The sequence below is a fragment of the Cupriavidus sp. OTU4054 genome (assembly GCF_038440175.1).
Taxonomy (GTDB): domain Bacteria; phylum Pseudomonadota; class Gammaproteobacteria; order Burkholderiales; family Burkholderiaceae; genus Cupriavidus; species Cupriavidus pauculus_D.
The window spans coordinates 1-22,552 of sequence record NZ_JASATF010000035.1 but is presented as its reverse complement, the minus strand read 5'-3'; the positions used below and the strand labels follow the sequence as shown (position 1 = coordinate 22,552).

Genomic DNA, 22,552 nt, shown 5'->3' with positions numbered 1-22,552 from the left:
GTCGACAAAGGATTTCGACGCGATTTCGCGCCGTTGCGAAGGATACAACGTTTTGCCGCGCGCCCCGCTCGCGCAAGGGCTCGCGCGGGTTTTCCACAGCCCCGGCGTGCAGCCCTCGCACGCCGTCGCATGACCCGCCGCGCCGAGGCGTCGGACCGTGCCGTCAGACGCGGTACGCGGTGGTCGTCATGACGCGCGATGCACCACGCATGAGCGCGCGGATCGCGTTCGGGAGCGGTATCCCGCCCGCATCGCGCGCGGCATCGCCGTGACGGATCTCGTCGTCGCGCATCTGCTCGAGGATCGCGCGCGAGCGGCCATCGGCCTGCGGCAGCTTGTCGAGGTGGCTGGTCAAATGATGTTCGACCTGCCGCTCGGTCTCGGCGACGAAGCCCAGGCTCACGCGATCGCCCGCGCGGCCCGCGAGCCAGCCGATCGCGAATGCGCCCGCGTACCACACGGGGTTGAGCAGGCTCGGACGCGAACCGAGTTCGCGCAGCCGGTCCGCGCACCACGACAGATGGTCTTCTTCCTCGCGCGCGGCCTCGTCCATCTGCGCGCGCACCGGCGCGCTATGCGCGGTCAGCTTCTGCGCCTGGTACAGGGCCTGCGCGCATACCTCTCCCACATGGTTGATTCGCATGAGCCCGGCCACGTGCTGGCGCTCGGCCGCCGACAACGGTTCGGTATCGGGCGCGAGACGGTTCGCGGGATTCTCGCGGCCGGCACGGGTCACGCCGGCGATCGCGCGCAATGCCACGTCGAATTCTCGAATCAGGAAGTCCATGTATGTCGATGGATAGGCAATGAGGAGTTTCCAGCAGCCGTCGTCGTCATCCGAAATGCGCGGCGCTACCGGTCCGGGAATTCCCGCATTGTACTCCGAGCGTTCCTGTTCGCGCCCCGCAAGGCCGCGCCAGTGCTGGCACCGGTCCCCACAAACCCTGAGTTGTGAAAAGAAGACAAGACGTTTACCTCAGGGTCAATTGCATGACTCCGTGCGCTAGAGTGTTTCCCGACTTCGGCAAGAAGTTGGGCGCGGAAGGATGAGAGAGAGAGACAGGCAGTGAGGAGATTCTTCCGCGCTCCACATAATTCTTATATGGAGATAACCGAGCATGAAGAAATCGCTTCTCGCGCTTGCGGCCTTGAGTACGTTCTCCGGCGTGGCGGCCGCTCAATCGAGCGTGATCCTCTACGGCGTCGTCGATCTGCCGATCGAATACAACAATCACCTGGCACCCGGTTTCAACCAGCCCGGCGGCGGCAGCCGCGTCGGGCTGCAGACCGGTGGCGGCCTGTCCGGCTCGCGCTGGGGCCTGCGCGGCACCGAGGACCTCGGCGGCGGCACGAAGGCCCTGTTCGTGCTCGAATCGGGCTTCGGCGTCGATGACGGCAAGTCGCAGCAGGGCGGCCGCCTGTTCGGCCGCCAGGCGTACGTCGGCATGCAGAACGACTCGCTGGGCCGGCTGACCTTCGGCCGCCAGTACACGACGATGTTCGACATGTTCGCGAACTTCTCGCCGACCGGTTACGCCACGATCTACGAGCCCGTGGTCGCGCAGCTGGGCACCAACTTCCGCTCCGACAACACCGTCAAGTACACCGCCGTGTTCGGCGCGCTGACCGCGGAAGCGCACTGGAGCTTCGGCACGGGCGTCGCGGCCATCGGCCTGAATCCGCTCGCGAACGGCGGCTCGGGCGAAACCCCCGGCAACTTCGACAACAACGCGGGCGGCGGTGCGGGCCTGCTGTACATGTCCGGGCCGCTCGGCCTGACGGTCGCCTATGACGAATGGCGACCGACGGCCACGATCAACGACCCCGGCCGCTCGCGCAAGATCGGTGCCGCGGCCAGCTACAGCTATGGCCCCGCCAAGCTGATGGCCGGCTACCGCTGGGGCCGCATCACCGCCCCCGACGGCAGCGAACTGCAGCGCGACAACTACTACTGGGTCGGCCTGAACTATCAGGTCACCGCGCCGCTCAGCCTCACGCTGGCGTATTTCTACGACGACCTCAAGCAGCTGCGCCCCACGCTGGCATCGCCCTCGAACAACCCGACCAACCCGTGGCAGATCAGCTTCGTGGCGGACTACAACTTCTCCAAGCGCACCGACGTGTACCTGACCACGGGCTTCTCCAAGAACTCGGGCCTGAACTTCGACACCTCGGCCGTGAGCTTCGCGAACGGATACTTCCCGCAGGCGGGCAAGAACACGATGATCGGCGTGGCGCTCGGCATCCGGCACAAGTTCTGATCCTCCGGGTGAGGGAAAACCACGGCCGACAGTGGGATTTCCCTCATCCACGGTGTGCGCCACATGCAACTAGAATGGGCGGCGAGACCGGACCCATCCCGGCCCCAATTCTGGAGACATCGCCATGCAACAACCTCGCCGCCGCGCGCTCGCGCTGCTGCTGTCCGCCGCCGTACTGCCCTTCGCCCTGCCCGCCGCGCACGCCGCCGACCCCTACCCTAACAAGCCGATCCGCCTGGTCGTGCCGTTCGCGGCCGGCGGCACCACCGACATCCTCGCCCGCGCGGTCTCGGCCGAGCTGTCCAAGCTCGCGGGCTGGAACGTCGTCGTCGATAACCGCCCCGGCGCCGGCGGCAACATCGGCGCGGACATGGTCGCGAAGTCCGCCCCGGACGGTTACACCCTGCTCATGGGCACCGTGGGCACGCACGGCATCAACCAGTCGCTGTACGGCAAGCTGCCGTTCGATCCGATCAAGGACTTCGCGCCGATCACGCTCGTGGCCGCGGTGCCGAACGTGCTCGTGGTGAACCCCGCCTTCGCGCAGCAGAACCACATCAACAGCGTCAACGACCTCATCGCCTACGCGCGCGCCAACCCCGGCAAGCTCAACATGGCGTCGAGCGGCAACGGCACCTCGATCCATCTGGCCGGCGAACTGTTCAAGACGCAGACCAAGACCTTCATGGTCCATTTCCCGTACCGCGGCAGCGGCCCCGCGCTGGCGGACCTCGCGGGCGGCACCATGCAGGTCATGTTCGACAACCTGCCGTCGTCGATGGCACTGATCAAGGCCGGCAAGCTCAAGGCGCTCGCGGTCACCAGCGCCAAGCCGTCGCCGGCGCTGCCCGACCTGCCGACCGTCGCGCAGGCCGCCAAGCTGCCGGGCTTCGAGGCAAGCTCGTGGTTCGGCCTGCTCGCTCCCGCCGGCACGCCGCACGAGATCATCCAGAAGATCCAGCAGGAAGTGGCCAGGAGCCTCGCCACGCCGGCGGTGCGCGAACGCATGCTCGCGCAGGGCGCGGACCCGAGCGGCAACACGCCCGAGCAGTTCGCGGCGCTGATCAAGTCCGAGCACGTCAAATGGGCGAAGGTGGTGAAGGACTCGGGCGCGAAGGTGGACTGACCGCGTGCCCGCAGGCCCGGGCACGGCGGGCATGGGCATATACTTGAGACTTCAACAAATGTCCGCCGCCCCGCCATGTCCGCTACCGAACCGCACGCACAGATCGATCTGGAAACGCGCGCCGGCGACAGCGGCCACGCCGCGCTGCGTCTGTGGCTGCGGCTGCTGACCTGCACCACGCTGGTGGAAACCGATATCCGCTCGCGCCTGCGTCAGGACTTCGCGGTCACGCTGCCGCGGTTCGACCTCATGTCCCAGCTGGACCGCCATCCCGAGGGCCTCAAGATGGGCGAGCTGTCGCGCCGCATGATGGTCACGGGTGGCAACGTCACCGGCATTACCGATCAGCTGCAGGAAGAGGGCCTCGTCACGCGCGAGCCCCTGCCCAACGATCGCCGCGCCTATCTCATCCGGCTGACACCGGCTGGCCGGGAAGCCTTTTCGCGCATGGCACTTGCGCACGAAGCGTGGGTCGAACGTCTGTTCGCGGGGCTCGCCGAAGCCGATCGCGACGCGCTGTTCCGACTGCTCGGCACCCTCAAAACCAGCCTGACCACGTCATGACACTCGTCCGCACCCTTCTTGCCAGTTCTCCGCTCGCGCTGGCCGCGCTGCTGACCGCGTGCGCGAGCCAGCCGCAACCGCCGCAGGTCACGCCCATCAACGCCACCGTGAAGCTCGGCCGCGTTACCGAGAAAACCTATCTGTCGCGGGTCGATGTCACCCAGACGCCGGCCTATGGCGGCACCGGCGTGGGCGTCGGCGCCGCCGGTGTGGGTGGCGGCGGTGGCGGTGGCGTGGGGGTCGGGATGTCGTTCGATCTGTCGCGGCTGTTCAACAAGCCGCCGCCCGCGCAGCAGATCGACCTCTTCCAGTACAAGGTACGCGCGCAGGATGGCACCATCGCGTCCGTCAACGCGCCGGCCGCGCCAGGGCTCGACGTCGGCACATGCGTGCGGCTGACTTACCCCGATGGCGTGCAGCAGCCGCAGATGGGCCCGTCCAACGAGTGTTGAAGGGCCCGGGCCGCTGGCGACTGACCGGGGTCAGGCCGCCTGGCGGCTGTCGCGCAGTTCGCGACGCAGGATCTTGCCGACGTTGGTCTTCGGCAGTTCGGTGCGGAACTCGACGTACTTCGGACGCTTGTAGCCCGTCAGCCGCTCCCGGCAGAACGCGATCACGGACTCCTCCGAGAGCGCCGGGTCCTTGCGCACGATAAAGAGCTTCACGACCTCGCCCGAGTGCACGTCGGGCACGCCCACCGCGGCCACTTCGAGCACGCCCGGGCATTCGGCCACGACCCCTTCCACCTCGTTCGGATAGACGTTGAAGCCCGAGACCAGGATCATGTCCTTCTTGCGATCGACGATCTTCGTGTAGCCGCGCTCGTCCATCACGCCGATATCGCCGGTCTTGAAGTAGCCATCGGGCGTCATGACCTTGGCCGTCTCGTCGGGGCGGTTCCAGTAGCCCGCCATCACCTGCGGCCCGCGCAGGCAGATTTCGCCGGGCTGGCCCAGCGGCACGTCGTTGCCGTCGTCGTCGCGGATCGCGATTTCCGTCGAGGGCAGCGGCAGCCCGATCGTGCCCGAGAACGCATCGGTATCGGTCGGATTGCACGTGGCCGACGGCGACGTCTCCGAGAGGCCGTAGCCTTCGATGATCGGACAGCCCGTGCGCGACAGCCACTTCTTCGCCACGGCCTCCTGCACCGCCATGCCGCCGCCGTTCGCGACGCGCAACCCCGAGAAATCGACCTTGTCGAAGTCCGGATGATTGAGCAGCGCGTTGTAGAGCGTGTTCACGGCCGGGAACATATTGAACCGGTACTTCTGCAGCTCCTTGATAAAGCCCGGGATATCGCGCGGATTCGGAATCAGCACCGACAGGCCGCCATTGCGCATGCCCAGCAGGCAGCAGACCGTGAGCGCGAAGATGTGGTACAGCGGCAGCGCGGTGATCGTGATCACCTGGTCGATCGGCGCGCCCTTGTCCAGCGCGGGCTGCATCCATGCCTCGGACTGCAGCACATTGGCCACGACATTGCGATGCAGCAGCACCGCGCCCTTCGAGATCCCCGTGGTGCCGCCCGTGTACTGCAGGAACGCGATATCGTCGGGACCGGTATTCACCGGCGCCAGCGTCAGCTGGCGCGATTCGCGGAGGACGTCGTTGAAGCGCACGCAGTTCGGCAACTGCCACTCGGGCACCATCTTCTTGACGTTGCGCACGACGAAGTTGACGACCGCGCCCTTCACGGTGCCCAGCATGTCACCCATGCTCGCCACCACCACGTGGCGCACCGGCGTGTTCGGCAGCACCGCCTGCAGCGTGGCCGCGAAATTCTCGAGGATGACGATCGCCTCGGCGCCGCTGTCCTTCAGCTGATGCTCGAGCTCACGCGGCGTGTACAGCGGATTGACGTTGACCACGACGTAGCCCGCGCGCAGCACCCCCGCCAGCACCACCGGATACTGCAGCACGTTCGGCATCATGATGGCCACGCGCGCGCCGGGCTTCAGCCCCCGCGACTGGAGCCACGCGCCGAACTGGCGCGAGAGGCGGTCGAGCTCCCCATACGTGATGGACGCATCCATGCACACGAACGCGCGCTTGGCCGCATAGGTACGGAACGATTCCTCGAGCAACTGGGCCAGCGAACGATAGGGACTGGCATCGATCTCCGCGGGGACGCCTGCCGGATATTGCTTCAGCCACAGTTTTTCCATACGCCGGTCTCCTGAATTTCTGAATGGTCGTTCGCTTTTTTGGGGAATCCTAAACGTGCGCCCCGCCTAAGACAACACGTTAGATGAACTCCTCGACACCACAATTCGCCTGAATCGTGAATTATGCGACACTCGACAGACCCTTGCGAGGGATTACCCCTACCGGCAGCCGTGCCCGCTCAGGGCAGCACCAGCTTCATCATGTTCGCGGCCAGCTCGCGCGCCAGCAGTTCTTCATCCATGCGGCCCGGCACATGCCACGTGTACATGAACCCGATGACACTGCCGATCGCATGCGCGGTCACGCGCGCATCGCCGAACGACAGCACACCCGCGGCACGGCCCTCCTCGAGCAACGCGTACAGGTCGCGATAGAAATCGCGCGCCATGCGCTCGAGCCATGCCACCGTATCCGGCTTCAGGTACTGGTTGTCCCGAAAACTCAGCGTGGCCGCGACATGGCAACGCACGCAGCGCCGCGCGAGCTCCAGCAGGCAGGCCTGCAACCGCTCGCGCACGGGCAGCGACGCATCGGCCGTCTCGCGAAGCACGGGCAGGCAGGTCTGCGCCGACTCCCGGCACAGGATGTCGAAGATCTCGTACTTGTCGGTGAAGTAATAGTAGACGGCGGGCTTGGTCACGCCCAGCGCGCGGCACAGGTCGTTCATCGTCATGCCGGGATAGCCCTTCGTGTAGAAGAGCTGCGCCGCGGCATCCAGAATCTGCCGCCGCCGGGCTTCCTGCCGCTCGGCCACGTGGGCGCGTGCCGGTCCGTCTTCCGCGAGCGTCAGCGCCTCGGCGGCGCGCGGTCCGGTGTGCGTTTTCTTTGGGGCGTGTGACATGGTGCGCAATTCTCGCATGTGCGAGGTCGGGCTAGGACGATTCCGATGCGTCAGTTGAGGGCAATCAGTCGCCCGCGCGGTCGGCCGTCAGCGGCTCCACATGCGTGGCCGGCGGCGCGAGCCTGCGCAGCGCAGCGTCGCGCTCCTTCGCGGGCAGATCGCCGATGCGCCCGGCGGCCGCATAGAAGCACTTCCACTCGCCGTGGCATTGCGCGAGCAGCGCGGTGAACGCCGGCACCCATTGCTGATATGTGGCCACGGCCGCGAGCTGGGCATTGGTCAGGGGCCGGTCGAACCAGCGGTCGTAGCCGCTGTAGCCGCCCCACGATGTCTTGAGCGTCTCGTACTCGGCGCGCAGGTCGGCAAAGATCTGCGCCTTGCCGCGCCGCTTGGCCGCCTCGTCCTGATTCGACCGGTAGAGCGCGACGAGCCGGTCGCGCGTGCGCAGCAGCATCGCCCGGAACTGCACGCGGCGCTCGTCGTAGAGGCGGTAGCTCGCGCGCGCGTCGGGCGACGCATCCTCCGCGAGCCAGCGCTCCACGCCCGCCGTTTCCACGGCCGTGGCGAACGATTCGTTGAACGCGGTGTCGTTGCGCACGTACACGACCTGATGCGCGAGTTCGTGGAAGATCATGCGCGCGAGTTCGCCCTCGGGCAGATAGACGAACGTATTCAGCAGCGGATCGTCGAAATAGCCAAGCGTCGAATAGGCGGGAATGCCCGCCACGTAGGCATCGTAGCCTTCCTTGCGCAACTCCGCCGCATAGCGGTCGGCATCGTCCTGCGCGTAGTAGCCGCGGTACGTGATGCAGCCGACGACCAGGAAGCACCACTTGTGCAGGTCCATCGACAGCTCGGGCGTGGCAAACACGCTCCACACCACGTACGGCCGATGCAGGTTTGCATAGCGGCGGTAGCTCCCGTTGTCCGGCAGCAGCAGTTCGCGCGACGCGAAGTCGCGCATCCTGCCGGCCAGCGCCAGTCGCTGCGCAAGGCGCGCGTCGTTGGCATCGTTCGCGTTGGCGATCGCATCGTCGAGCGACCGTGCCTGCGCCATCACGCCCAGATGCCCGCCGATCGACTGGTAGTAATACCCCAGCGTGTCGCAGCCGGCCACGAGCACGGCGGCGGCGAGTGCGAGGATCGCACCCGCCACGCGCCGGCAGGCCGGCCGCCGGATCATGACGCGATGCCCTCGCGTTCGGACTGGGTCACCGCCTCCACTTCCACGAGGCAGTCGTAGAAGACCGGCGCGCGCCCCAGGTCGGTCAGGCGCTGGCTCGTCAGTTCGTTGGCGTTCTTGCCGTCCGGCGCGAGCTTCTTCCACCAGATGGAGAGCCCCACCACGAGCCCCTGACGCGCGCGCTCGGTCACGCGTGCCCGGACGCGCAGGGTGCCGCGGTCGTTGAACGCGCGCACGATCGCGCCATCCACGATGCCGCGCGCCGCCGCGTCCTGCGGATGGATGTCCAGATGCGGCTCGCCCTCGGTGGCCCGCAGGCTATCGACGTTCACGAACGAGCTGTTCAGGAAGTTGCGCGCGGGCGGCGAGATCATCGCGAGCGGATACCGCGAGGCGAGGTCCGGCGCAGTGGCCGGCGACTCGTACGGCGGCACGTAGGCGGGCAGCGGGTCGAACCCGTCGCGCGCCATCGCTTCCGAATAGAACGCGCACTTGCCCGAGGCCGACGGAAAGTTGCCGTCGGCAAACGGCGCCGCGGGCACGTTCAGCTTTTGCCACCCCTCGGCCTTCAGCGTGTCCCAGTCGATACCCTTCGCGCGCGCGTCGCCACGATCGATCGCCTGCGCGGCAATGGCCTCGTCGCTGTCCTGGAAGCACGGGTCCGTGAAGCCCATGCGCGCCGCCAGTCGGCGGAAGATCTCGGTGTTCGGGAGCGACTCGCCGATCGGCGCAATCGCCTGGTTGTTGGCGAGGAAGTAGGTATGGCCATAGGCCTTGTGCACATCGACGTGTTCCAGCTGCGTCGTGGCCGGCAGCACGATATCGGCGTAATCGGCCGTATCGGTGCGGAAGTGCTCGAGCACCACCGTGAACAGGTCCTCGCGCGCGAAGCCGGCCGCGACCTTCGCGGATTCCGGCGCCACGGCGACGGGGTTGCTGTTGTAGACGACCACCGCCTCGATCTTCGGGCCGTTGCCGCCCGTGCCGTCGTCGAGCAGCGCATCGCCGATGGTGCTCATGTTCACCGTGCGCGGCACGCGCGGCCAGTCCGGCAGCAGGTCGGGCCGTTGCAGCGCCTGGTTGTCGACGGGGAAGAAGCCCGACGTCGATAGCTGCATGCCGCCCGCGGCGTGGCGCCATGCGCCGACGAGCGCCGGCAGGCATGCCACCGCGCGCACGGCCTGCCCGCCGCCATGGGCGCGCTGCATGCCGTAGTTCAGGCGGATGGCCACGGGCTGGCGCTCCCGCACCGCGGTGCGGCCATAGAGCGCGGCCAGCCATTCGATATCGTCCACGGGAATGCCGCAGATACCGGCCGCCCGCTCGGGCGTGAACGCTGCCGCGCGCTCGCGCAGCGCGTCGAAGCCGACCGTGTGCCGCGCAATGTAGTCGTGGTCCAGCAGATCGTCGCGAATCAGCACGTGCATGATCGCCAGCGCGAGCGCGCCGTCAGTGCCCGGCATCGGCGCGATATGGCGATGGCATTTCTCGGCCGTCAGCGAGCGGTAGGGATCGATCGCCACGAGCGTCGCGCCGCGGCGCTTGGCTTCCTGCACGCGCGTCCAGAAATGCAGGTTCGAGGCAATCGGGTTGCCGCCCCAGATGATCACGAGCTTCGCGTCGGCCACGTACTCGATATCCATGCCGACCGGCGCGCCGAACGTATAGCGCAGCGCGGTCGCGCCCGCGTTCGCGCAGATCGTGCGGTCGAGCAGCGACGCGCCGAGCTTGTGGAAGAAGCGCGCGGCCATGCTCTCCCCCTGCACGAGGCCCATCGTGCCCGCGTAGCTGTACGGGACGATCGCCTGCGGATCGCGCGCGGCAATGCCGGACAGCCGGCTCGCGATCTCCGTCAGCGCCTCGTCCCACGAAATGGGTTCGAAGCGTCCTTCGCCCTTCTTGCCCACGCGCCGCAGCGGCGTTAGCAGGCGGTCACGGTGGTAGGTCCGCTCGGTATAGCGCGACACCTTCGTGCACAGCACGCCACGCGTGGCGGGATGGTCGGGGTCGCCCACGACCTTGATGGCGCGGCCGTCCTCGACGGTGACGTGCAAGGCACAGGTATCGGGACAATCGTGGGGACAGGCGGCGCGGACGATGCTGGTGGCCATGGGGACGGAAATACGAGATGGGGGCAGGACGGCCGGCGCCCGCGACACAGCGAATGCCGGCGGAATTTTGTTAAGGATTGTATTCGAATCCGGCCCCGCGGCGCCCATCCGACTTACGCTTCGCGGCCCCACTGGCTTTCAAGATCCTTCCCTATGGACCGAAACCCGGACCCCACCGCAGACCTCCCGTCCGGGCAGGGCCGCAGGCATTTCTGCGGCCGCCTTGCCGGCACGCTGCCCGCGCTCGCGACCCCGTTTGCCCCCCTGCGCCCCGCTGCCGCGGCGGAGCCCGCCCGCACCGACACGCGCATCGGCGTCCGGCCGGAGCCCGGCGTCACCCCCACCACCCTCCTGATCGGCCAGTCGGCGCCGCTGTCGGGCCCCGCGGCCGAGCTCGGCACCCAGCTGAACCTCGGCGCGCGGCTGTGCTTCGACAACGTCAACCGGCACGGCGGCATCTTCGGCCGCGCGATCGAACTGCACGCGCTCGACGACGCCTATGTGCCCGACGAAACCACACGCAACACGCGCAAGCTGCTCGTCGACGGCATGTTCGCGCTCTTCGGCTATGTGGGCACCAGCACGACCCTGGCGGTGCTGCCGCTCATCCAGCAGGCGCGCATCCCCTTGTTCGCGCCGTTCACGGGCACCCGCGCGCTGCGCACGCCCGTCAACCGCCATGTGTTCCATGTCCGGGCGGGATACGACCGCGAAACGGCGGCCATCGTCCGGCAGATTGCATCGTCGGGCCTGCATCGGCTTGCCGTGGTCTATTACGACGACAGCTACGGCCGCGAGGGCCTCGAGGGCATCGCCAGGGCGGTGCGGAGCCGGCCGGCCGCCGATGTGCGGATCACCGGCGAACACGCGGTGGCACGAAATGCCGTGGATGTCAGCGCCACGGCGGCGGCGGTCCTCGAGCAGCATCCCGACTCGGTCGCGGTGATCGGCGCCTACGGCACGGCCGCCGCGTTTATCCGCGAGGCGCTGCGGCGCGGCTATGCGGGCCAGTTCTACTGCCTCTCCTCGGTCGGCGCCACCTCGCTGGCGAAGGCGCTCGGCGCCCAGGCGGCCGGCGTCGTCGTCTCGCAGGTCATGCCGAACCCGCGTAACGCCACGCTGCCGCTCGTGCGCGAGTACCAGCGCCTGCTCGCGGCCGCCGGCCATGCCGGCGCGTACAGCCATGCGAGCCTCGAGGGATTCATCGCCGCGCTGGCGTTTGTCGAAGGGCTGCGCCGCACGGGCCGCGACCCGACGCGCGACAGGTTCATCGCCGCTCTGGAGAGCATGCGCGCCATCGATCTGGGCGGATTCGACATCCAGTTCTCGCCGGAGGATCACGTCGGCTCGAAGTTCGTCGATCTGGCCGTGCTCAACGCGCGCGGGCAGGCCATCCGCTAGCCGCGCCTGTGGCGTCCTTGCCTCGCCCGAACAGGCGGAACCGTCATATTTTGCTTGCAGTCACCGCTCTTCGATTATGATGTCCGGGCGCTCGCAACAGCCCGGCGACAGACCGGCAGCCGCGCACGCAGCAAGCAAGAATGGTTGGATTGACGGGGCTATCACAATGGTTTTGCAATCAAGGGTCAAGCGCCGGCGCCTCGCCGGCCTGCTGGTGGCGTGCGCCACCATGGGTGTCACGGGTGCCGGCCTGTCCGGCGCCGCCTTCGCGGCCAACACCGCGCCAGCGGAAGTCGGCGTCACCGCGGACACGATCGTCATCGGGCAGTCCGCCGCGCTCACGGGTCCGACCGCCACGCTCGGCAAGCAGATGAACGCGGGCGCGCGGCTGTACTTCGATGCGATCAACCAGCAGGGCGGCGTGTTCGGCCGCCGCATCGAACTGCAGGTGCTCGACGACGGCTACGAGCCGGACGAGGCCATCAAGAATACGAAGAAGCTGATCGAGGACAGTCGCGTATTTGCGCTGTTCGGCTATGTCGGCACACCGACGTCGCAGGCCGCCGTGCCGCTCGCGAACCAGGCCCGCGTACCGTTCTTCGCACCGCTCTCCGGCGCGCAGTCGCTCCGCGACCCGCGCAGCCGCTACGTATTCCACGTACGCGCGGGCTATGACGAGGAAACCATGGCCATCGTGCGGCAGATCCGCACGACGGGCCTCAAGCGCGTGGCCGTCGTCTACAACGACGACGCGTACGGCAAGTCCGGCCTCGATGGCGTCGAACACGCGATCAAGGGCCTGCCGGCGGACAGCGGCGTGCAACTCGTCTCGCGCGCGAACGTGGTCCGCAATACCGTCGAGATCGGCGACGCGATGCAGGAGACCATGAAGGCCAAGCCCGATGCGGTCGTGCTCGTGAGCGCGTACCGGACCGTCGGCGCCTTCGTCAAGGAAGCGCTGCGGCGCGGCTACACGGGGCAGTTCTACAACGTGTCGTTCGTCGGCACGCAGGCGCTGGCCAAGGAAGTGGGTCCGCAGGGCAGCGGCGTGATCATCTCGCAGGTGATGCCGCATCCGGGCAACGCGACGCTGCCGGTGGTGCGCGAGTATCTGCGCCTGCTCCAGGCGGCCGGCCGCCAGAACGACTTCGATTACGCGAGTATCGAGGGCTTCATCGCCGCGAAGGCTTTCGTCGAAGGCCTGCGCCGCACGGGCCGCGACCTCACGCGCGAGAAATTCGTGACGACGGTCGAGGGCATGCGCAACGTGGACCTCGGCGGCTTTATCGTCCAGTTCGGACCGGACAACCACGTCGGTTCGAAGTTCGTCGAGATGACGATCATCAATTCGCGCGGCGTCGTCATTCGCTGAGCCGCGCCCGCCCCCGCCGACGATGGCGGGGGGCCTCGCCATGACTTACGTCATGTCATTGAGGTGGCACGCCGACCAGCGCATCGGCGCAATCTCCTTGAGCGCCGGCTGCTCGCTCCGGCACCGATCCATCGCATGCGGGCAACGCGGATGGAAATGGCACCCGGTCGGCGGATTCAGCGGCGACGGAATCTCGCCGCGAATCGCCACATAAGTCTTCTTGCCCACCTCGAGCTTGGGTGCCTCCGCAAGTAATGCCTGCGTATAAGGATGATTCGGCGACGCGAACACGTCCTCGGTCGGCGCGGATTCGACCACGCGGCCCAGATACATGATGACCACGCGATCGCTGATGTGCTTCACCACGCCAAGATCGTGGCTGATGAACAGGTACGTCAGGTTCAGGTCTTCACGCAGGCGCATGAACAGGTTCAGCACCTGCGCCTGAATCGAGACGTCGAGCGCGGCCACGGACTCGTCGCACACGAGGAACTCGGGCCGCACGGCCAGCGCGCGCGCAATGCCGATGCGCGCGCGTTGCCCGCCCGAGAACTGATGCGGAAAGCGCCGCAGCACGGTGGGATCGAGCCCCACGCGCACGAGCATGTCCTCGACGTAGGCCTTCTGCTCGCCCTTCGGCACGATGCCGTGCACCACCGGTGCCTCGCCGACGATGTCGAGCACGCGCAGCCGCGGATTCAGCGAGGCATACGGATCCTGGAAGATCATCTGGATGCCGAGCTGCCGCTCGCGGCGCTTCTCGGGTGGCAGGCGGTCGAGGTCGGTGCCGCGCCAGAACCGCTCGCCTTCGGTCAGCGAATGGAGACCCACCGCCATACGGCCGAGCGTGGACTTGCCGCAGCCCGACTCGCCGACCAGACCGACGACCTCGCCCGAGCGGATCGACAGATCGACGCGATCCACCGCATGCACGACTTCCTCGCGCATGCGCGCGCCCAGCACGTTGGCAATCTTCGCGGCGGTGTCGAGCGACTTGACGAAGCGCTTGGACACGCGCCGCAGTTCGAGCAGCGGCGCGGTGGGCGTCCCTTCAGCCGTATTGGAAACGTCCGACGCGGCGGCCGCCTGTGCGCGCGCGGAATCGATCACGGGTGCATTCATGCGGCCTCCTGTTGCGCAGCGACCGGATGGAAACAGCGCAGGCCCCGGCCATCGGCCGTGTGCGCCAGCGGCGGTTCGGTCTTGCAGATATCGGTCGCATAGGGGCAGCGCTCGCGGAACGAGCAGCCGCCGGGCAGGTTGAGCAGCGACGGCGTCATCCCGGGAATCTGCCGCAGCGGCGCGCCGCGCGGATTGCGCGACGGCGCCGAACTGATCAGCCCATGCGTGTAAGGATGCTCGGGATGCTCGAGCACCTGTTGCACGCTGCCCTGCTCCACGATCTTGCCCGCGTACATCACACACACGCTGTCCGCGAGGCCCGCCACCACGGACAGGTCGTGCGTGATCCAGATCAGCGCGGTGCCCGACTCGCGGCACAGCGTCTGCATCTCGTAAAGGATCTGCCCCTGGATCGTCACGTCGAGCGCGGTGGTCGGCTCGTCCGCGATGATCAGGTCCGGCTTGTTGAGCAGCGCGATCGCAATCGCCACGCGCTGCCGCATGCCGCCCGAGAACTGATGCGGATAGGACTGCAGCCGCTCGTCCGGCGAAGGAATGCCGACGCGCGCCAGCGCATTGCGCGCGCGCTCGCGCGCCACGGCCTTGCCGACGTTCTCGTGCGCGAGCACTGCCTCGATCATCTGCGTATCGATGCGCAGGACCGGATTCAGCGTCATCATCGGATCCTGGAAGATCATCGCGATCCGGTTGCCGCGCACATCGCGCTGCTGCGCGGGCGTGAGCGCGCGCAGGTCTCGCGTGATGCCGTCCCGGCTCGTGAGCGCGATGCGCCCATCGACGACCTTGCCCGGCGGGTCGATCAATCCCATGATCGAATAGCCCGTCATCGACTTGCCCGAGCCGGACTCGCCGACCAGGCCCATGATCTCGCCACGGCGCACCGTGAACGACACGTCATCGACCGCGCGCGCGACACCCGCGCGCGTAAAGAACTGCGTCTTGAGATTCTCCACGACCAAGGTCGGCTGGCTCATAGTGGCACCCCCTGGGTCATTGCGTCTGCAGACGCGGATTCAGCACGTCGCGCAACTGGTCCGCGACGAGGTTCATGGCGACGATCGTCGTGACGAGCGCGATGCCGGGAAAGAAGCTGATCCAGTACTTCCCGGACAGCAGGAACTGCTGCCCGTTCGCGATCAGCGAGCCCAGCGACGGCTCGGTCACCGGCACGCCGAGGCCGAGGAACGACAGCGTCGCCTCGAGCGTGATCGCCGATGCCACCTGCAGCGCCGCGATGACGATCAGCGGCGGCAGGCAGTTCGGCAGCAGATGGCGGAACATGATGCGCCCCGCCGGCAGCCCGAGGCACGTCGCGGCCTCGATATATTCCTTTCGGCGTTCCACGAGCGCGGCGCTGCGCGTGGTACGCGCGTAGTACGCCCATTGCACCGCGACCAGCGCGATCACGATATTGCCGATGCCGCGGCCCAGCAGCGCCAGCAGGATCAGCGCGAGCAGGATCGGCGGAAACGACAGCTGCAGATCGGCCACGCGCATCACGATCGCTTCGGTGCGGCCGCCGAGAAAACCGGCCAGCAGGCCCAGCGTCGCGCCCACGATCAGCGCGATGATCGTGCTCACCACGCCCACGGCGATGCTGATGCGCAGCCCGTACATGACCGCCGACAGCACGTCGCGGCCCTGCTCGTCGGTGCCGAGCACGAACAGCATGCCGTCGTCGCCGCGCTCGCCCGGCAGGCGGAAGTTGTCGAGGATATTGACCGAGGACAGGTCGTACGGATTCTGCGGCGACAGCAGCGGCGCGAAGATCGCCACCAGCAGGATCAGCGCGAGCACGACCAGGCCCGTCACGGCCAGCTTGCTCGCGACGAACTGCCCGACGAACCGGCGCCACGGCGTCTGCTCGCGCTGCGGCTTGGCTGTCGCGCCTTGAGATGCGGTAGTAAGACTCATGACGTCAGCCCTTGTTGTCGGCGATGCGCACGCGCGGGTCGAGCATGCTGTACACGATGTCGACCACGAGGTTGATCAGGATGAACAGCGTCACGACCACCATCAGGTACGCGACGATCACGGGCCGGTCCAGCAATTGAATCGAATCGATGATCAGCTTGCCCATGCCGGGCCACGCGTAGATCGACTCGGTCACGATCGCGAACGCGATGATCGAGCCGAACTGCAGCGCGATGACCGTCACGATCGGGATCATGATGTTCTTGAGCACATGCACGCCGACGATGCGCGAGTTCGAGAGGCCCTTGGCGCGCGCGAACTTCACGTAGTCCTGCAGCATCGCCTCCTGCGTGCCCGCGCGCGTCAGCCGGATCACCATCGCGATATTGAGCAACGAGAGCGTGATCGCGGGAAGAATCAGATGCCGGATGCCGTCGAGCGTCAGGAAGCTCAACGGCACGCCGAGCACGGACACCGTCTCGCCCCGCCCGTTGGAAGGCAGCCACCCAAGCTGCACGGCGAAGACGACGATCAGCATCAGCCCGACCCAGAAAGTCGGCAGCGAGAAACCGAGGATCGAGATCGTCATGATCGACTTGGCCGCGACGCTGTTCGGCCGCAGGCCCGCAATCAGGCCCAGCGGAATGCCGAGCACGATGGCCAGCAGGATCGCGCAGACCGCGAGTTCCATCGTCGCGGGCATGCGCTCGAAGATCAGCTTGAGCGCGGGCGTGCCATGCGCGAACGACGTGCCGAGATTTCCGTGCAGCGCATTCTGCAGGAAGATCCAGTACTGCTCCCAGAGGGGCTTGTCGAGACCGAGCGCCGCGATGGTGCGCTTGATGTCCTCCTGGTCCGCCTGCGGGCTGATCAGGATATCGACCGGGTTGCCGATGGCGAAGACGCCGAGGAAGACCAGCAGCGACATGACCAGCAGCACGACAATGCTCTGCATCAGGCGCCGGATGATGAAGACCAGCATATTGGGGACACTATCCTTTCGCCTGCAACGACCGCGTTGACTACATTCACCGCGCGGAGCCGGCTGCCAGACCGCAGCCAGCTCCGCCCATCGTCACTGCGGCTTGAAGTTATGCGCGTAGGTGCGTTCGTCGGTACGCGGCACGTAGGTAATGCCCTTGACCGTCGCCCACGTCGTCACCTGATGATGGATCGGGATGATACCGCCATCGAGGATGCCGATCGCCGTCGCTTCCTGCAGCAGCTTCGAACGCTCGTTGTCGTCCACCGTAGCCAGGGCCTTCTCGAGCACCGTATCCATCTTCGGATTGCAGTACTCGCCCCAGTTCACCGTGCCGAAGCCCTTCTTCGAGTCCTCGCAGGCCAGCAGCGCGCGCAGCGGCGAGCTCACTTCGCCCGTCTGCGCACCCCAGCCCACCAGGCCGAACGACCATTCGTGCTTGCCGCCCTTCGACGCGTACGTGGCCATCGGCATGCCTTCCACCTTGGTCACGATGCCGACGCGCGTCAGGTTCTGCGCGATGGTCTGCGCAATGCGCTCGTCGTTCACATAGCGGTTGTTAGGCGTATGCAGCGTCAGCCCGAAGCCCTGCGGATATCCCGCGTCGGCCAGCATCTTCTTGGCCGCTTCCGGGTCGTACTTGAGGGTCTTCAGCTCGGGGTTGTAGCCGAACAGCGTCGACGGCACGAGGTTGTTGGTCGGCTCCGACAGGCCTTCCATCAGGCGGTCCTTGATACCCTGGCGGTTGATGGCCGTGCTGATGGCGATGCGCACGCGCGCGTCCTTCAGCGGGTTCTTGTCCATCGGCTGGCCGTCCTTCGTCGTGACGAACGGCGACTTGTCGCGCTTGGTATCGAAGTACAGGTAGATCACGCGATGCGAGATCTTCGAGAAGAAGTTCAGCTTCGGATCCTGGCGCACTTTCGGCAGGTCCGGCGTCGGCACGTTCTCGATGGCCTGCACGTCGCCCGACAGCAGCGCGGCGAGGCGCGTGGCCGGATTCGGGATAAAGCGCAGCGTCACCTTGTCCCATGCGGGCTTCGGACCCCAGTAGTCGGGGTTGCGCACCAGTTCGACCCGGTCGTCGCGCGCATAGCTCACGAACTTGAACGGGCCGGTGCCGATCATGCCCTTGCCCTGTGCGAAGTCGTCCGAGGAAAGGCCCTGCGTGGCCTTCTTCTGCACCATGAAGACCGAGGTCAGGTCGTTGAGCATCAGCGGATACGGCTGCGCCGTCGTCAGCTGGATCGTGTACTTGTCGATGATCTTCTTGCCGACGATCGCCTTCGTGTACACGTCGAACTTGCCGGGGCTGTTCTGGATCGTCGCGGGACGGTCGAGCGCCCAGACCACGTCCTCGGTGGTCAGCTCCGTGCCGTCATGCCACTTCACGCCCTTGCGGATCTTGAATTCCCACGTGGTGTCGTTGATGAGCTTCCAGGACTCCGCCAGACCGGGAATCACGCGGCTGTCCGGATCGAGCTTGATCAGCGTATCGAAGACGTGCTCCGAGACGTTGATGTTCGAGAACAGGTTATAGAAGTGCGGATCCATCGAGGTCGGTGGCGAACTCATGGCAATCCGCAGGTCCGCGGCGTGGACCGGCACGGCTGCCGAGAGGCCGAGGGCCCCGGTGAGCAGCGCGGCGCCGCATAGCTGGCGGGCCGCCTTCTTGACGTTGCGAAGGAACATCGCGCGAATCTCCCTAGAGGAAGTCTGAAGTCTGAAGTCTGGATGGGACGAATCAATGGCAATCAGCCATCGATGACACTTCGCTGCGTGGCGCCGTTTTGGTGCGGCGCGTTACGCATCGTGGAATGTCACGCGGCTGGCCGGGCACTTCAAGCATGAACTGTTCCAGCAGTAACCCCTCCACGCCATGCGTGAAAACCCACCCGCGCGGGCGGACGCGGGTTCGGGTAGCCGGGCACGTGTTCGGAAGTGCATGCTTTGGCGCTTTGATGACGGTCGTCGTATGATCTTGGGGTGTCCCCCATGGCCAGCAATGACCCGACCCCAAGCGGCATCATGAAACTTCTCCCCGAAATCCTCCAGGCGCAAGCCGAAATCCAGAAGATCCGACGAGACATCCACGCGCATCCGGAGCTGTGCTTCGAAGAGCAGCGCACGGCGGACCTCGTCGCCAGCACGCTCGAATCGTGGGGCATCGAGGTGCACCGCGGCCTCGGCACCACCGGCCTCGTCGGCGTGATCCGCAACGGCAACAGCAACCGCGCCATCGGCCTGCGTGCCGACATGGACGCGTTGCCGCTGCAGGAAGCCAATACGTTCGATCACGCGTCGCAGCACAAGGGCAAGATGCATGCGTGCGGCCATGACGGCCACACCGCGATGCTGCTCGGCGCCGCGCGTTATCTCGCGCAGCACCGCTCGTTCGACGGCACCGTGAACCTGATCTTCCAGCCGGCCGAAGAAGGCGGCGGCGGCGCGCGCGAGATGATCAAGGACGGCCTGTTCGAGCGCTTCCCGTGCGACGCGGTGTTCGGCATGCACAACTGGCCCGGCATGCCGGCCGGTTCGTTCGGCACCACGGCCGGCCCGTTCATGGCATCGAGCAACGAATTCAAGATCGTCGTGCGCGGCAAGGGTGCGCACGCGGCCATGCCGCACAACGGCGCGGACCCGGTATTCACGGGCGCGCAGATCGTGTCTGCGCTGCAGGGCATCATCACGCGCAACAAGCGCCCGATCGACACGGCGGTCATCTCCGTCACGCAGTTCCACGCCGGCGACGCCACCAATATCGTGCCGAACGAAGCATGGCTCGGCGGCACCGTGCGCACGTTCACGGTGCCGGTGCTGGACCTGATCGAGCGCCGCATGGAAGAAGTCGCCCGCGCGGTCGCGCAGGCCTTCGATTGCACCGTCGACTTCACGTTCCACCGCAACTATCCGCCGACGATCAACACGCCGGCCGAGACCGAATTCGCGGTGGGCGTGGCCAGCGAGCTCGTCGGCGCGAACCATGTCGATGGCCATTACGAGCCGACGATGGGCGCCGAGGATTTCTCGTTCATGCTGCAGGAGAAGCCCGGCTGCTACCTGTTCATCGGCAACGGCGAAGGCAAGCATCGCGAGTCCGGCCACGGCATGGGCCCGTGCATGCTGCACAACCCCAGCTACGACTTCAACGACGAACTGTTGCCCGTGGGCTCGACGTTCTTCGTCAAGCTCGTGGAAAAGTGGCTCGCACCGGCCTGATCCATGACGCCTCCGCTGCTGGATGACGACACCGCCGCGCGCTTTGCGCGCGTGGCACTCGACAACGTGGTGCGGCGCTATCCGTACAAGGTCGATCACCTGATGACCGGCCCCGACGATATCGCCGAGCCGGTTGCCATGCACCCGGTCTTCTACGGCAGCTACGACTGGCACTCGAGCGTGCACATGCACTGGCTGCTTGTGCGCGTGCTCGCGCTACGGCCCACGCTCGACATCGCCACCGAGATTCGCGCCACGCTCGATGCGCAACTGCGCCCCGATGCCATTGCGACGGAACTCGCCTATTTCGAGCATGGCGGTGCAAGCACGTTCGAACGTCCCTACGGCTGGGCGTGGGTGCTGCGGCTGCAGGCGGAGCTGCACACGCTGGCCGCCAGCGACCCGCAGGCCAGGCGCTGGGCCGATGCATGCGCGCCGCTGGCCACGTACCTGGCCCAGCGGCTGATCGATTATCTCGATATCGCTGATTTTCCGATTCGCGCGGGCACGCACGCTAATAGCGCCTTCGCGTTGATCATGGCGTGGTCGTATGCCAACACGGACTCGCATCCGGCGCTAAAGCGCGCAATCGTACGCCGTGCCCATCGCTGGTTCGGTCACGACCAGCGTTACCCGGCCCGCTACGAGCCGGGTGGCGACGAGTTTCTCTCCGGCGGCATGACCGAAGCGGTGCTCATGCGCTACGTGCTCGACGGCTGCGAGTTCGATGAATGGTGGGGGTTGTTCGCGCCCACGCAGGCGGACCTCGCCACGTGGATGACACCGGTGATGGTCAGCGACCGTTCGGATCCCAAGCTGTCGCATCTCGACGGCCTGAACCTGTCGCGCGCGTGGTGCTGGCGATTGCTCGCGCCCGCATTGCCCGAGCCGATGCAGCCGCTCGCGGTGCGCGCATGGTCGGCGCACCTCGAGGCCTCGCTGTCGCAGGCCGCGGACGGCCATTACGTGGCCACCCACTGGCTGGCGTCGTTCGCGCTGCTGGCGCTGGCGGACCGCGCCGAACCGCCGACCTGCTCGGTCTAATCGAGGGCAATATCGCCGTACCAGGCTTCGGCGCGCGTCTTGGTATTGTCGGTATCGGTCATCAGTCCCACCGCAATCACCTTGCCGGGGTCGGTACCGAACGCCTTCTTGTAGTCCGCGCGCAGGTCGCGCTCATGGCAGCGCCACTCGTTGGCGTGACGCGTGCCGGAGTCCACGACGATCATGCGCACGCGATCGGTATGAGGGTTGGGCAGCACGGTGCCTTCGGCGCGGCGCCCGCCCCAGATATACATCAGCGTGGCATAGGGCATCTCGCGGCCCGTGGTAATGCGGGCCATCTCGAACATCAGCTGATCGCGCAGCGACAGCGTCGAATGGTCGCCATCGAACGCGACGAACAGCCGAAGCGGCGCATCTTCGCGCTGCTTCTCGCCGTTATCGGCGCCACGAATCACGTCGCGCGTCTTCCACGTCCAGCGAATGGTGCCCGCCGTGCGCTGCTCCAGCGGCACGTACAGGCCCGATGCCGAATTGTCGGCTTCGGCATGCAGCACCACGCGGTCATCGACCTGCGTCAGTGCGTAGCGCGTGGGGGTCTTGTTGCGATTGATGGTCCAGGGTTGCCAGCCGGCAGGCGTCCGCGCGGGACCCGCGGCGGTCGAGAACAGCGGCAGCGTCGCCAGCGGCGGCGCGATCACGGTGTCGCCTTCGCTATCGGCCTCGCCCGAACCGCCGGCATCGGCGTCCGGATTGCCGGCACGGTTGGCGAGTTCGAGGGGATCGAGCGTGGGAAGTGCGGAAACGAGCGGCGCGCTCTGCGGCCCCCGAACGGTCGACTTCATGGCGGCTTTGGCGGCGAACGTCTTGCAATCGATAGCGGATGCCGCGGCAAGACTCGAAGGATCGTCGGGCGGATGCACCGTCGAAGCGCATCCCGCAAGCACCAGCGCGCTCGCCGCGCCGGCCCAGTTCACCGGCCGAAACAACTTGGCCCCCATGACTTTCCCCCAACCCGAATACTTTTTGCCGCTACGGCGCTACGTCATTGCTTCAACTTGGCACCACGGCTTTGCTGTTGCTGACTGCATCGTTTCGCCAATGCACGAAACTTGGAGGGGAAGATATCAGATGGGGGGGAAGGCCGGAATGCTCCGGTACCCTGAACGCGATGCGCGTTGCAAAAAAACAAAACCCCTCAGCGGAGTGCGCTGAGGGGTTCTGAGCATAAGAGCCTGGCGATGACCTACTTTCACACGGGTAG

Annotated in this window: 19 protein-coding genes; 8 read left to right on the top strand and 11 right to left on the bottom strand. The window is 66.6% G+C overall.

The features are described from left to right. Positions 1-163: 163 nt before the first annotated feature. Positions 164-787, bottom strand: coding sequence for a 2-polyprenyl-3-methyl-6-methoxy-1,4-benzoquinone monooxygenase (coq7, locus tag AAHB16_RS28795; RefSeq protein WP_150373648.1), 624 nt, complete (start codon positions 785-787; stop codon positions 164-166). 331 nt (positions 788-1,118) lie between these two features. On the opposite strand from coq7, the gene AAHB16_RS28790 reads away from it, so the two are divergent. From AAHB16_RS28790 to AAHB16_RS28775, 4 genes are all read left to right on the top strand, one after another. Then, the gene (locus tag AAHB16_RS28790) at positions 1,119-2,261 is read left to right on the top strand and encodes a porin (RefSeq protein WP_150373647.1); all 1,143 of its coding nucleotides are present in this window, start codon (positions 1,119-1,121) and stop codon (positions 2,259-2,261) included. 124 nt (positions 2,262-2,385) lie between these two features. Continuing rightward, on the top strand, positions 2,386-3,387 hold the full coding sequence (locus AAHB16_RS28785; protein ID WP_150373646.1) for a Bug family tripartite tricarboxylate transporter substrate binding protein: 1,002 nt from the start codon (positions 2,386-2,388) through the stop codon (positions 3,385-3,387). A gap of 75 nt (positions 3,388-3,462) precedes the next feature. Then, positions 3,463-3,951: a MarR family winged helix-turn-helix transcriptional regulator gene (locus tag AAHB16_RS28780; RefSeq protein ID WP_150373645.1), complete on the top strand. Its 489-nt coding sequence runs from the start codon at positions 3,463-3,465 to the stop codon at positions 3,949-3,951. Then, on the top strand, positions 3,948-4,403 hold the full coding sequence (locus AAHB16_RS28775; protein WP_150373644.1) for a hypothetical protein: 456 nt from the start codon (positions 3,948-3,950) through the stop codon (positions 4,401-4,403). The genes AAHB16_RS28780 and AAHB16_RS28775 overlap by 4 nt, the downstream gene beginning before the upstream one ends. Positions 4,404-4,433: 30 nt before the next feature. Here AAHB16_RS28775 and AAHB16_RS28770 read toward each other — a convergent pair whose 3' ends face one another. The 4 genes from AAHB16_RS28770 to AAHB16_RS28755 form a co-directional block, all read right to left on the bottom strand. Further along, complete coding sequence (locus tag AAHB16_RS28770; RefSeq protein WP_342052595.1) at positions 4,434-6,116, bottom strand: long-chain fatty acid--CoA ligase; 1,683 nt, start codon at positions 6,114-6,116, stop codon at positions 4,434-4,436. 179 nt (positions 6,117-6,295) lie between these two features. Continuing rightward, entirely contained in the window at positions 6,296-6,958 is a 663-nt protein-coding gene (locus AAHB16_RS28765; protein ID WP_342052594.1) for a TetR/AcrR family transcriptional regulator, read from the bottom strand. A 64-nt stretch (positions 6,959-7,022) separates the two neighbouring features. Further along, entirely contained in the window at positions 7,023-8,141 is a 1,119-nt protein-coding gene (locus AAHB16_RS28760; RefSeq protein ID WP_342052593.1) for an aminopeptidase, read from the bottom strand. Beyond that, complete coding sequence (locus AAHB16_RS28755; RefSeq protein ID WP_342052592.1) at positions 8,138-10,252, bottom strand: molybdopterin-containing oxidoreductase family protein; 2,115 nt, start codon at positions 10,250-10,252, stop codon at positions 8,138-8,140. Before AAHB16_RS28755 ends, AAHB16_RS28760 begins: the two co-directional genes overlap by 4 nt. Positions 10,253-10,405: 153 nt before the next feature. On the opposite strand from AAHB16_RS28755, the gene AAHB16_RS28750 reads away from it, so the two are divergent. Then, a complete protein-coding gene (locus AAHB16_RS28750) occupies positions 10,406-11,653 on the top strand; it encodes an ABC transporter substrate-binding protein (RefSeq protein WP_342052591.1) in 1,248 nt (415 codons plus the stop codon). A gap of 166 nt (positions 11,654-11,819) precedes the next feature. Then, complete coding sequence (locus AAHB16_RS28745) at positions 11,820-13,025, top strand: ABC transporter substrate-binding protein (RefSeq protein WP_150373638.1); 1,206 nt, start codon at positions 11,820-11,822, stop codon at positions 13,023-13,025. Positions 13,026-13,070: 45 nt separating this feature from the next. Here the strand turns inward: AAHB16_RS28745 and AAHB16_RS28740 are convergent, their stop codons facing one another. The 5 genes from AAHB16_RS28740 to AAHB16_RS28720 form a co-directional block, all read right to left on the bottom strand. Further along, on the bottom strand, positions 13,071-14,147 hold the full coding sequence (locus AAHB16_RS28740) for an ABC transporter ATP-binding protein (protein ID WP_223851370.1): 1,077 nt from the start codon (positions 14,145-14,147) through the stop codon (positions 13,071-13,073). Beyond that, on the bottom strand, positions 14,144-15,142 hold the full coding sequence (locus AAHB16_RS28735) for an ABC transporter ATP-binding protein (protein ID WP_150373637.1): 999 nt from the start codon (positions 15,140-15,142) through the stop codon (positions 14,144-14,146). The genes AAHB16_RS28740 and AAHB16_RS28735 overlap by 4 nt, the downstream gene beginning before the upstream one ends. A gap of 16 nt (positions 15,143-15,158) precedes the next feature. After that, entirely contained in the window at positions 15,159-16,082 is a 924-nt protein-coding gene (locus tag AAHB16_RS28730) for an ABC transporter permease (protein WP_342052590.1), read from the bottom strand. A gap of 4 nt (positions 16,083-16,086) precedes the next feature. Then, the gene (locus tag AAHB16_RS28725; protein WP_150373635.1) at positions 16,087-17,064 is read right to left on the bottom strand and encodes an ABC transporter permease; all 978 of its coding nucleotides are present in this window, start codon (positions 17,062-17,064) and stop codon (positions 16,087-16,089) included. 93 nt (positions 17,065-17,157) lie between these two features. Continuing rightward, the gene (locus tag AAHB16_RS28720) at positions 17,158-18,756 is read right to left on the bottom strand and encodes an ABC transporter substrate-binding protein (protein WP_150373634.1); all 1,599 of its coding nucleotides are present in this window, start codon (positions 18,754-18,756) and stop codon (positions 17,158-17,160) included. A gap of 336 nt (positions 18,757-19,092) precedes the next feature. Here AAHB16_RS28720 and AAHB16_RS28715 point away from each other — a divergent pair, with 336 nt between their 5' ends. Both AAHB16_RS28715 and AAHB16_RS28710 read left to right on the top strand, forming a co-directional pair. Then, positions 19,093-20,286 (top strand): M20 aminoacylase family protein, encoded by a 1,194-nt coding sequence (locus AAHB16_RS28715; protein ID WP_342052589.1) that lies wholly within the window; start codon positions 19,093-19,095, stop codon positions 20,284-20,286. Positions 20,287-20,289: 3 nt separating this feature from the next. After that, positions 20,290-21,330: a DUF2891 domain-containing protein gene (locus AAHB16_RS28710; RefSeq protein ID WP_342052588.1), complete on the top strand. Its 1,041-nt coding sequence runs from the start codon at positions 20,290-20,292 to the stop codon at positions 21,328-21,330. On the opposite strand, the gene AAHB16_RS28705 is transcribed toward AAHB16_RS28710, so the two are convergent. Next, a complete protein-coding gene (locus AAHB16_RS28705) occupies positions 21,327-22,289 on the bottom strand; it encodes a DUF3047 domain-containing protein (protein ID WP_342052587.1) in 963 nt (320 codons plus the stop codon). The two genes, AAHB16_RS28710 and AAHB16_RS28705, sit on opposite strands and share 4 nt — an antisense overlap. Positions 22,290-22,552 lie beyond the last annotated feature (263 nt).

Coding starts and splice junctions, on each gene's coding strand:
- AAHB16_RS28705 (WP_342052587.1), bottom strand. CDS start 22,289: ATGGGGGCCAAGTTGTTTCGGCCGGTGAACTGGGCCGGCGCGGCGAGC.
- AAHB16_RS28730 (WP_342052590.1), bottom strand. CDS start 16,082: ATGAGTCTTACTACCGCATCTCAAGGCGCGACAGCCAAGCCGCAGCGC.
- AAHB16_RS28780 (WP_150373645.1), top strand. CDS start 3,463: ATGTCCGCTACCGAACCGCACGCACAGATCGATCTGGAAACGCGCGCC.
- AAHB16_RS28735 (WP_150373637.1), bottom strand. CDS start 15,142: ATGAGCCAGCCGACCTTGGTCGTGGAGAATCTCAAGACGCAGTTCTTT.
- AAHB16_RS28755 (WP_342052592.1), bottom strand. CDS start 10,252: ATGGCCACCAGCATCGTCCGCGCCGCCTGTCCCCACGATTGTCCCGAT.
- AAHB16_RS28720 (WP_150373634.1), bottom strand. CDS start 18,756: ATGTTCCTTCGCAACGTCAAGAAGGCGGCCCGCCAGCTATGCGGCGCC.
- AAHB16_RS28765 (WP_342052594.1), bottom strand. CDS start 6,958: ATGTCACACGCCCCAAAGAAAACGCACACCGGACCGCGCGCCGCCGAG.
- AAHB16_RS28740 (WP_223851370.1), bottom strand. CDS start 14,147: ATGAATGCACCCGTGATCGATTCCGCGCGCGCACAGGCGGCCGCCGCG.
- AAHB16_RS28770 (WP_342052595.1), bottom strand. CDS start 6,116: ATGGAAAAACTGTGGCTGAAGCAATATCCGGCAGGCGTCCCCGCGGAG.
- AAHB16_RS28715 (WP_342052589.1), top strand. CDS start 19,093: ATGAAACTTCTCCCCGAAATCCTCCAGGCGCAAGCCGAAATCCAGAAG.
- AAHB16_RS28745 (WP_150373638.1), top strand. CDS start 11,820: ATGGTTTTGCAATCAAGGGTCAAGCGCCGGCGCCTCGCCGGCCTGCTG.
- AAHB16_RS28725 (WP_150373635.1), bottom strand. CDS start 17,064: ATGCTGGTCTTCATCATCCGGCGCCTGATGCAGAGCATTGTCGTGCTG.
- AAHB16_RS28760 (WP_342052593.1), bottom strand. CDS start 8,141: ATGATCCGGCGGCCGGCCTGCCGGCGCGTGGCGGGTGCGATCCTCGCA.
- AAHB16_RS28790 (WP_150373647.1), top strand. CDS start 1,119: ATGAAGAAATCGCTTCTCGCGCTTGCGGCCTTGAGTACGTTCTCCGGC.
- AAHB16_RS28775 (WP_150373644.1), top strand. CDS start 3,948: ATGACACTCGTCCGCACCCTTCTTGCCAGTTCTCCGCTCGCGCTGGCC.
- AAHB16_RS28710 (WP_342052588.1), top strand. CDS start 20,290: ATGACGCCTCCGCTGCTGGATGACGACACCGCCGCGCGCTTTGCGCGC.
- AAHB16_RS28750 (WP_342052591.1), top strand. CDS start 10,406: ATGGACCGAAACCCGGACCCCACCGCAGACCTCCCGTCCGGGCAGGGC.
- AAHB16_RS28785 (WP_150373646.1), top strand. CDS start 2,386: ATGCAACAACCTCGCCGCCGCGCGCTCGCGCTGCTGCTGTCCGCCGCC.
- coq7 (WP_150373648.1), bottom strand. CDS start 787: ATGGACTTCCTGATTCGAGAATTCGACGTGGCATTGCGCGCGATCGCC.